10 protein-coding genes are annotated in these 9,556 nt (G+C 50.3%); 4 read left to right on the forward strand and 6 right to left on the reverse strand.

Annotated elements, in window-relative coordinates:
• Positions 1-360 precede the first annotated feature (360 nt).
• The gene (locus tag ACX5KA_RS11525; protein ID WP_013785947.1) at positions 361-603 is read left to right on the forward strand and encodes a hypothetical protein; all 243 of its coding nucleotides are present in this window, start codon (positions 361-363) and stop codon (positions 601-603) included.
• Between the two features lie 15 nt (positions 604-618).
• On the opposite strand, the gene ACX5KA_RS11530 is transcribed toward ACX5KA_RS11525, so the two are convergent.
• The 4 genes from ACX5KA_RS11530 to ACX5KA_RS11545 all read right to left on the reverse strand — a co-directional run bounded on the left by ACX5KA_RS11530 (position 619) and on the right by ACX5KA_RS11545 (position 2,524).
• On the reverse strand, positions 619-1,197 hold the full coding sequence (locus ACX5KA_RS11530) for an RES family NAD+ phosphorylase (RefSeq protein WP_218311738.1): 579 nt from the start codon (positions 1,195-1,197) through the stop codon (positions 619-621).
• A complete protein-coding gene (locus ACX5KA_RS11535) occupies positions 1,198-1,392 on the reverse strand; it encodes a hypothetical protein (RefSeq protein ID WP_218311695.1) in 195 nt (64 codons plus the stop codon).
• A gap of 2 nt (positions 1,393-1,394) precedes the next feature.
• A complete protein-coding gene (locus ACX5KA_RS11540) occupies positions 1,395-1,766 on the reverse strand; it encodes an MbcA/ParS/Xre antitoxin family protein (protein WP_013785949.1) in 372 nt (123 codons plus the stop codon).
• An 89-nt stretch (positions 1,767-1,855) separates the two neighbouring features.
• Positions 1,856-2,524: a TetR/AcrR family transcriptional regulator gene (locus ACX5KA_RS11545; RefSeq protein ID WP_218311696.1), complete on the reverse strand. Its 669-nt coding sequence runs from the start codon at positions 2,522-2,524 to the stop codon at positions 1,856-1,858.
• A 44-nt stretch (positions 2,525-2,568) separates the two neighbouring features.
• On the opposite strand from ACX5KA_RS11545, the gene ACX5KA_RS11550 reads away from it, so the two are divergent.
• Both ACX5KA_RS11550 and ACX5KA_RS11555 read left to right on the forward strand, forming a co-directional pair.
• Complete coding sequence (locus tag ACX5KA_RS11550; protein ID WP_158306776.1) at positions 2,569-3,594, forward strand: efflux RND transporter periplasmic adaptor subunit; 1,026 nt, start codon at positions 2,569-2,571, stop codon at positions 3,592-3,594.
• The gene (locus tag ACX5KA_RS11555) at positions 3,591-6,632 is read left to right on the forward strand and encodes an efflux RND transporter permease subunit (RefSeq protein WP_218311697.1); all 3,042 of its coding nucleotides are present in this window, start codon (positions 3,591-3,593) and stop codon (positions 6,630-6,632) included. The genes ACX5KA_RS11550 and ACX5KA_RS11555 overlap by 4 nt, the downstream gene beginning before the upstream one ends.
• 84 nt (positions 6,633-6,716) lie before the next feature.
• Here the strand turns inward: ACX5KA_RS11555 and ACX5KA_RS11560 are convergent, their stop codons facing one another.
• The gene (locus tag ACX5KA_RS11560; RefSeq protein WP_013785953.1) at positions 6,717-7,331 is read right to left on the reverse strand and encodes a DUF938 domain-containing protein; all 615 of its coding nucleotides are present in this window, start codon (positions 7,329-7,331) and stop codon (positions 6,717-6,719) included.
• Positions 7,332-7,542: 211 nt separating this feature from the next.
• Between ACX5KA_RS11560 and ACX5KA_RS11565 the strand changes: the two genes are divergently transcribed.
• Positions 7,543-7,776 (forward strand): bacteriohemerythrin, encoded by a 234-nt coding sequence (locus tag ACX5KA_RS11565; RefSeq protein WP_013785954.1) that lies wholly within the window; start codon positions 7,543-7,545, stop codon positions 7,774-7,776.
• Between the two features lie 223 nt (positions 7,777-7,999).
• Here the strand turns inward: ACX5KA_RS11565 and ACX5KA_RS11570 are convergent, their stop codons facing one another.
• On the reverse strand, positions 8,000-9,304 hold the full coding sequence (locus ACX5KA_RS11570) for an IS1380 family transposase (RefSeq protein ID WP_013784042.1): 1,305 nt from the start codon (positions 9,302-9,304) through the stop codon (positions 8,000-8,002).
• Between the last annotated feature and the right edge of the window lie 252 nt (positions 9,305-9,556).

Raw genomic sequence — 9,556 nt, forward strand, 5'->3', positions numbered from 1 at the left:
GGCTAGAAGCCAAATCTATTGGTGATGAGTACTGATTTTAAGCTAAACTGAACTCCGAAACTTGAGTTATTACTCTCGGTGATGTAAAAGCCATTTTTTTCTATGCAAGCTTGTTTCCTGCATTTGTCGATCTGACGACTATCGCCACGTCAGACATTGCAACGATTATTGTGTTGACTGTCGTTGCAGTCGGTGGTGTTAAACTGGGTTATGCGTATTTCGCCAGCAGGATTCTGTCCTGGACTAAGGGCAGAGCACCAGGCGTTGTTAAAAAGACCGCTGGCGGTTTTATGGTTGGTGCAGGCACATACCTTATGGTAAAAGCCTAATGAATTGAAAATCCCACGTTGGAGGTTGTAGATGGAAGATGATTTTGAAGTTGAAATGAGTGCTTTAAGCCAGGAGCTGACGGCTGAGGGTAAAACTGTTCAGGTCGATATTTACCGTGGCGACACGGGAGGCTGGATTCTTGAAGTGATTGATGAATCGGGTGTTTCGACAGTCTGGGAAGATGAGTTCGATACAGAGGAAGCCGCACTGGATGAAGTTAAGGCGACCATCAGAGATGAAGGAATTGATTCTTTAATTGGTATGGATGTGTAAATGACGCTGGGTTAATCATACCGGGTTCCGTGGTGCGGATGGGGCTGGCATAGGAAACAGCCTGTTAACAGAGAACTCCTCCAGACAAAAGCTGAAGACCTGTTGGGAGCCCATTGCTTTAAAGGTTACCTGTTCCTGGGTTAGTTCACAAAACCAGTTTTCTCTGGATTGCGGCGCCTGGTCAGTGAAGGCGATGGGGGTAAAGAGGGCTGCGCACAGCTCATCACGAGCTGAACGGGCCGATAGATATTCAAAGGCTTCTACTCCAGCTTCTCTCATGTTGGTGCCTAATGCTTGAGTCAGGGAGTACTCAGTGCGGTGGCGCAATGCTGCCGTGAATGCACTAAAGGGTGGCTGTTGAAGCTGGATACCTTTATCGGTCTTATAACCCACTGTGAACAGCGTATGCTCGGTGTTCAATTTTGCCGCAGGTGCCGTTCCTTCCATTGAGCGGAGAAACACAAAGCGGTAGAAGGCGGATTCTGCCAGGGTTACTTCAAGTGATTTTCCGCCGTAGAACAGGCTAGGTTCATGGATACGGCCAAATCGAGATCCCCAGTGTAAGGGAGGATAACGAAAAGGTGTTTTGAGCAGTTAGTGCAGGGTGTTTGGGTAGGTATCAGGATAGTCGGGTTTTGAGGTTTCAAGTAACTCTTCAAGCACCGCCTGTTCTTCGAGTGTGTCCACATAGCCTAGTGTGGCGACTTGTTCCTGATTTTCCACCAGGCGGTATAACAACCCCTCAATGGGTCTGATGCAGGCTTCGCCGTTACAGTCAGCCCAGATCATGGTTACACCTTGCCTCGTATCGCATCCAGGCAGGTCACCACACGCATAAGTCCCTGAACAGTTTGTACCTGTATAGCAGGAACACCGCCAGTAAGCTTGTTCTGTGAGCGCATGAAATGTTTGATCCAGGCCTGGTCACCCCCGGTGAGTGCAAATAGTGCCCGGGCGGCTCTGATCAACAGCAGGGCCAGTTCACCTTGTTTACTGTCGGGACTCAGGTCCAGGTTTTGCTTTAAGCGTGTTATCGCGGTTCTATGCACACCAATCACCTTGCCCAGCTCATCTTGCTTGAGTGTCAGCTGTTTGGATGCATTAAGTAGTGCTTTTGACAGGACAACAGCTGGGTCTGGTCGTTGCTTTAGTTGTGCAGTCATCTTGCTTTTCACTCCAGGATCTAACTTTTGATCTTTATTTTAGATGCAAATAAAGCAAAATGGTAATCAGTTTTACTAAATGAAACATTTCATCTCTGCCACAGCCTCCAGCACTGCTTCACAACAGCGTCAACATGCCTGTTGATTTCCTCACCAGGTTGTCTGGGTGGGAGTTGATGCAAGGCACGCACTATGTCCAGTCCTGCAAGCATGCTCAAAAACAACTCGGCGGCATGCTCAGTATCAGTACACTCTATACGTCCTGCCTCTTGTTGTATTTTTAACCAGCCGCTCAAGGTGTCTAAGGCGTTTTGAACACTGTTGTTGTACATGCTGTGCAGTAGATCCCGGTCTACTTCGTGCAGGCTGCCCAGCAAACGCAGAAAATTGAGGTGTTCATGGCTGAGTACGAAATGTGCCAGGTTTAGTGCAAAGTCATGCAGTGCTTGCCGAGGTGTTTGGCCCTGCTCAGGTTCGATAACCAGGTGTTGAAGCAAGCTATCGCACTGGCGATGAATGATGGCCTCGATCAGTGTGTTTTTTTCGTTAAAGCGGTTATAGACCGTTACTTTTGAAACGCCCGCTTTACATGCGACCGCTTCTATCGAGAATTTAGCTGGGCCCTGGGTGAACAGAAGTTCTGTGGCGGCATCCAGAATAGCGACTTCTTTGCTGGGATCGACAGGTCGTCCCGATCGTGACTTACAAGGCACTTTTTTATCCATTTTAATTAGTGTACGATTGCGTTCATTAATCATAGTGTATTTTTGAGTCGATTACCATGCATAGACCCTTATTCTTTATGGCTATTGTGCTGTTAATGCTGGGCTGTAGTCCAGATAATGGTGCATCCAATGCACCTCAGTCTGCGGCTCCCTGGGTTCGAACTCTGGTAGTGAGTAATGCCTCTTCTGCTTTTCTGAAGCTATCCGGCACAGTAAAAGGGCGCTATGAAACACCCGTTGCCTTTCAGGTTTCGGGCCGTATTCTGGAGCGCTATGTTGATGCGGGTCAGCGGGTCGAAGCGGGGCAGTTGCTGTTCCAGTTGGACCCGCGTGATTTGTTAGCCTCGGTGCGAGTGGCTGAAGCTGACATGAAAACGACTGAAGCGGCATTGGCAATTGCACGCAGCGAGTTGAATCGTCAACAAACACTGGTAGACGGCCAGTTTGTCAGCCGCCAAACCCTGGAGCGTTATGAGCTGACACTGCGTGAAGCCATCAGTCGTCATCAGGCGGCTAATGCTGTGTTGGAGCAGGCACGTAATGCTGTGGATTATGCTGAACTGCGTGCTGAAAAAGCGGGCATACTGAATGCCGTGACAGCTGAGCCAGGACAGGTGGTCATCATGGGGCAGGCTCTGGCTACTCTGATTGACGATAGCTCACTTGAAGCGGAGGTATATCTGCCTGAAGGTGAGGATGCTCCAGCGTCTGGTAGCCTGTTGATTGATGGTGAATCATTAGCGATTACTTTGCGGGAGATGGCAGCCTCGGCTGATCCTGACAGTCGCAGTTGGCGGGCACGTTATCGTATTGAGTCGCGCTCTGATGCCTTAAGTCTGGGCAGTGTGGTACAGGTCAGGCTTGACCAGCCACTGCAGGAGACAACCTTTAGTGTGCCCCTGGGCGCACTGGATGAACGCAGTCAAGGCGCTCAGGTCTGGCAAGTAGTTGAGGGGCAGGTGCAGCCTGTGCCTGTGGAGGTGCTGGAGCTGAGCCAGGAATATGCCCGTATTCGCGCTTCCCTGACGCAGGGTAGTCGCATTGTTGCGCTGGGCACGCATTTATTAACGCCGGGCATGCAGGTCAGGGAGCAGGCGCGATGAATTTTCCCAATTTGTCAGCCCTGGCAGTGCGTGAACGCTCGGTAACCCTGTTTTTTCTTCTCCTGTCTGTCTTTGCCGGTGTCTATGCGTTTTCATCTTTGGGGCGTGCCGAAGACCCATCCTTCACTGTACGGGTGATGGTGGTGTCGGCTATCTGGCCCGGTGCCACACCGACCGAGTTACAGGATCAGGTTGTTGACCGTCTGGAGAAACGCATTCAGGAAGTGGAGTACCTGTATAAAATTGAAACCACGATACGTCCGGGTCGGGCCGATTTACAGATAGAGTTCGAGGACTTTTCACCCAGTGAAAGGGTGCCTGATCTGTTTTATCAGGTACGTAAGCGCATGCTGGATGAAGCCGGAAGTCTGCCTGCGGGGGTCATAGGTCCGATCGTTAATGATGATTTTTCAGATGTGTATTTCTCGCTGATTTCACTGACGGCACCGGGTATGCCGATGCACAGCCTCACCCGTGAAGCGGAATCTGTCCGTGATCGTTTACAGCGTGTGCCTGGCCTGCAAAAAGCGCTGTTACTGGGCGAGCGCAGTGAGCGGGTGTTTATCGACTTTGATATGAACCGCCTGAATAACCTGGGGTTGTCAGCAGAGCAGATTTTTGCCGCGATTGAAGCCAGTAATCGTATGATGCCAGCTGGCTTTGTTGACCTGGACGGGCCACGCGCCTACCTGCGTGTGGATGCTGATCTGGCGGACCTTGATCAACTGGCTGCTTTGCCGATACGTGTGGGAGACCATCTGTTAAAGCTGTCTGATCTGGCAGATATACGGCGAGGTTACGAAGATCCTCCCTCCTATATGATCAGGGCGGATGGTGAAGCGGCCATATTGTTGGGGGTGGTGATGCAGGCCGGTCAGAACGGCCTGGAGTTTGGTGAGCGTCTGACGGCCTTTATTGATGCTGAACAGGCCGCGTTACCCCTGGGTATGTCTTTGCATATGCTGACCAATCAGACCGAAGCGATCAGTCAGGCCGTTGATCTGTTTCAGATCAAGTTTCTGGTGGCGGTGCTGGTCGTTATGGCTGTCAGCATACTGGCGATTGGCTTTCGTGCGGGTCTGGTGGTAGGTATTGCCATCCCCGTTACCATCGGCCTGACCTTCCTGTTGATGAAAATTACCGGGATCAATCTGGATCGTATCACTCTGGGTGCCTTGATTATCGCCCTGGGGTTACTGGTGGATGATGCCATCATCGCCATTGAAATGATGATCGTTAAAATGGAAGAGGGCTGGGAGCGGGTGCGCGCGGCCAGTCATGCCTGGAGTGTGACGGCCGCCCCTATGCTGTTTGGTACGCTGGTGACGGTAGCGGGTTTTGTCCCGATCGGCTTTGCCCAGTCAAGTGTGGGTGAATATGCCGGCAATATCTTTTGGGTGCTGGCCTTTGCACTGCTGGTTTCCTGGCTGGTGGCTGTGACTTTTACGCCTTATCTGGGAGTGAAGCTGCTGCCATCCTATACTCAGCATCAGGCTGGAGATATCTATCAAACACGTTTTTACCAGTATCTGCGAGGCGTGGTAAACACCTGTGTGCGTTATCGTAAAACGGTCGTGCTGTCGACACTGATGTTGTTGATACTCAGCGGTGTGGGTATGGCAACGCTGGTACAAAAGCAGTTTTTTCCAGGTTCAGACCGTCCAGAGGTATTGATCGATATTTACCTGCCGCAGGGCAGTGCAATCGGCACGACAGAAGCCACGGTAAAACGCCTCGAAGCCATATTGGAAACGCTGCCCGAAGTGAAAAGCCTGTCATCCTATATCGGTGCGGGTGCGCCTCGATTCTTTATTTCGGCTAACCCTGAACAGCCTGATCCGGCCTTTGCCAAGATCATTGCCATAGGCCATGATGCCGGTGCTCGTGATCGTATTATGGCGGAGATGAATCGTCACCTGGAGGCAGGTGAGTTTCCTGAAGCACGGGTACGCGTTACCCGTTTGCTATTTGGACCGCCGGTTATCTGGCCTGTCAGCTTTCGCGTGCTGGGCCCGGATACTGAAGTCTTGCGTTCCATCGCTCACGAGGTGCGTAATCTGATGGCGGCGCATCCCAATACCGTGATGCCGCACCTGGAATGGGATGAGCGTACACCCGCCTACTATCTGGATATGGACCCTGACCGTCTGCGGTTAATGGGACTGACGCCGACCGAGGTTGCGCAGCAACTGGCGTTTCAACTCAATGGTTTTAATGTCACCGATGTGCGTCAGGATGTTCGCAGCGTACAGGTGATCGCGCGCAGTGCACGCGAAGGGGGGCTGTTACCCGAGGCGCTAGAGCTTAAGACAGCGGATGGGCGCAAGGTGGCGCTCAGTCAGTTGGGCGAGTTGAGTATCCGCTATGAAGATCCGGTGATAAAACGCTATAACCGTGAACCCTTTCTGGCTGTACATGCCGATGTACAAGGAGCCCAGCCACCTGACGTGACCCATGCGATCTGGGCTGACATGCAGTCGCTGCTTGCTGAATTACCACCGGGCTATCGTATCGATATAGGTGGATCGGTTGAACAGTCTGGCAAAGCGGATAGCTCCATCCAGAAGCTGCAACCGCTTATGCTGGCGCTTATGCTGATTTTCATCATGCTGCAGATGCGCTCATTTACCGGCACGTTTGTGGTGATTGCGACGGCTCTACTCGGGTTGGTAGGAGCGGTGGCAGCACTGCTGTTGTTTAACCAGCCGTTTGGTTTTACCGCGCTGCTGGGGTTGATCGGTTTAAGTGGTATTTTAATGCGCAACACCATGATACTGGCGCAACAGGTGCAGGATAACTTCGATTCCGGTATGCAGGCGGGGGCCGCTGTGGTTGAGGCGGCGGTGCAGCGTTCCCGTCCGGTGGTACTAACCGCTCTGGCGGCGGTGCTGGCTTTTATTCCGCTGGCTCTGGATCTGTTCTGGGGACCCTTGGCCTATGTGCTGATTGGCGGTGTCGCTGTGGGTACGCTGATTACCTTGCTATTTGTGCCAGCGCTCTATGCATGGTTGTTCAAAGTGAAAGTCAGTGACTATTGAGTCGTTCACTATCTGCAGAGTTGATAGCCTGTAAAGAGTGGATTGCCAGCCTGGCGGGTACAGCAGTTCGGCTGCTGTACTTGCTCACTCCTTCCGAAATACCACCGATAGATTGTTAGCTGGCATGGGAACTACCGCTTGTCGTATCAGCCCTTGCTCTTTTGCCAGATGAGTGACCTCATCCAGATGGCGGATACCCCAGAGCGGGTTACGTTGGCGGAGTGATGCATCAAATGCCAGGTTGCTCTCGGCAGGGCTGACATCGGCCTGCCAGAAAGGGCCATAGAGGAAGAGGACGCCATCGTTACTGAGCAGATTTTGGGCTAATTTCATAAGCCCCTCGGCGGCTTGCCAGGGCGCAATATGGATCATGTTGATCGCCAGCAGGGTGTTGTAGTCACCCTGAGGCATTTCTGTGGGAGCGGTTACATCCAGGAGTCGGGCTGGAAACAGCTTTGGATGGTGGTCACTCTGTCGCCTGGCTTCGATGCTGCTTAAGGCTGTCGGATCTATATCGGTGGGTTGCCAGTGAACGACCTGTGAGAGATTTGAGGACAGATACACCGCGTGCTCGCCCGTTCCTGAAGCTATTTCCAGTACCCTGGCCGGATCGGGAAGGTATGTCTGCAAGACATTGAAGATCGGCTCTCTGTTGCGCCGTGTAGCGGGTGCATGGGCAAGCGAGTTTGATGGTTTCATCGCAGATAGGTCTCCCTGCAAAGCAAAAGGCTCTGTATCAGGGACATTAATCTACCGGAAGAAAAGGCCAGGGTCACGTTTCATTAACCTGTGGTGTTAATTCCCATAGCAAAAATTTACTGTATTTATCCCTTATGGATATATGGGAATAGGTGGCTGGTATACAATGTCTTTTTAAAGGTTTGAATTCGGCTATAAGGCTATTTTACACATGACATCACTTTCAGATGATGCAAACAACACGTTTGAAATCTTTCCCTGGAACCCGCAACTTGAGACGGGTATTGCGATTATTGATGATCAGCATCGTAATTTGGTGATCCTGCTGAACAAGCTGGGTCAGCAGTATGTGCAGGGTGTTTCCAAACAGGCTATTGAGCAAATTCTGAAAGAGTTGTCCGATTACGCTGACTACCATTTCCAAACTGAGGAAGCTATCTCCTGAATCAGTGACGAGTATTGCTTAAGATTACAGATCGGAGCAGTCACTGTTTTATCGCTCTTTAACAATCGATTTTATTCGTACTGATGTGCGCTTGCATTGCAGGCTACTGATTTTTGCCTATTAAAGGATTTTTCTCTGGTTAAAATTCAAACAATTTTGACCGATTTGGCATGCTGAGGCCTGGCTACTAGCCATGCAAGGAATGTTTGGTATATCGAGTATGTCAGGTAATGTGATACACGCGATTGAATGCGCTAAAGCCTGGACAATGAGAGCCAAACTTAAGTGTCAGCTGTCTACCGCTCTTCACGAGTCGGCAGGCCAGATACATCAACTCTTGCATAACGGTTTTCAATCGGCGACGTTTCGCTGAGTGCCGCACAGGTGAGTCAGATTGCATTAAGCCGCGTAAACCGATCCAGCGTAAGATGTTATAAGCCATGACGGCAAAGCCCATGACCAGATCGTTGGTCGCGAACTTCCCAGATGGCAGGCGCTCTAGATCCAAGTCAGTCTTGAACTCGCTATGGAACTGTTCACACAGCGCATGCCCTTTGTAGAGTTTAATCACCGTGGCGTCATCTGCCACATCTGAAGACAATGAGGTCAACCAGCCATCTAAGCTGATTTCAGGCTCCAAGAACAACTGACCTTTGGCATCAGAGTGTCTCACCGTAACTTTGACCACTCGACGCGTATTGGCCGCATCATCCAGCTGTTGAGAGAACACGGCTTCCATTTTACCGGGTCGTGGATGATGCCACTTCGCATGTGCACAGGCTTCATCGTACCATTGCCAGACATCCTGCTTTCGTGGGTTCCATTTAATCAGGAAGTCGACGTTTTGGTTGTTCAGAAAAACACGGTTTTCAAGCGCATCATGTGCACTATCCAGTCGGATCAGTAATGACTGATCGGTCAGCTGACGTGCTCTTGGAATCACGCGTTGAAGTACATTGATAAACTCAGCATTAGCATGCTGGCTGCCAGGGCGTAACTCACAACCTAAGCACCACCCTTGCTGACCCAAATAGGCAGCAATCGGCGCATAGCCATCATGCCCTTTGTAAGTGTAGGAAACACCTTCCTTTTTAGTGTCACTGTTATCCATGGGGAACACGTCCATATCCAAGGGAATATGCCCTGTTGAGAGCTCTGTTAGTGGAATGGATGCATTCTGTAAAAACTCAACACTGGCCGAACTTAACAGTGGTAGTAAATTAACGGCATCTTCATCAAAGCGCTGACGTAATCGCGCGGATGAGGGTGATTGTTTGATACCCATGGCGGCCTTGAAGTAGGGATCATGTCTGGCTTGTTCGACGGCTTCAAAGTCACTTTTGCCCAAGCAAACGAGTCCTACATACGTACGAATAAGATCGATATTAGCGATACCATGGCGTTTAGCGACATCACGAGAAGTCTTATGAAGTGATGTCATTTGGTTGATGCAATGACCAATGAGAGCAAGACCACCATGAGGTGTGATCACTTCGGTTTTAGACTGAACAAGCTTGAACTTACGCATGGTAGTAACATCACTGATTGGGTGAATGGACAGTGATGACTATTTTAACGTTGGAAGCCTTGCTATTGCAGGGTTTTGAACACATTTATTGAATCTGAAGTCACGGATTCAGGTACAAGTTAAGATAAACTAATGCCTGAGTCAGTGTGTTAATGGTAATAAAAAAAATAAATATATGAATTTAATACTCAAGTTTCGGGGTTCAAAAACAGCAGAAATTATAGCTTAAGTTACTGAATAGTATAAATAAAA

This window comes from Alteromonas alvinellae, from assembly GCF_902705805.1.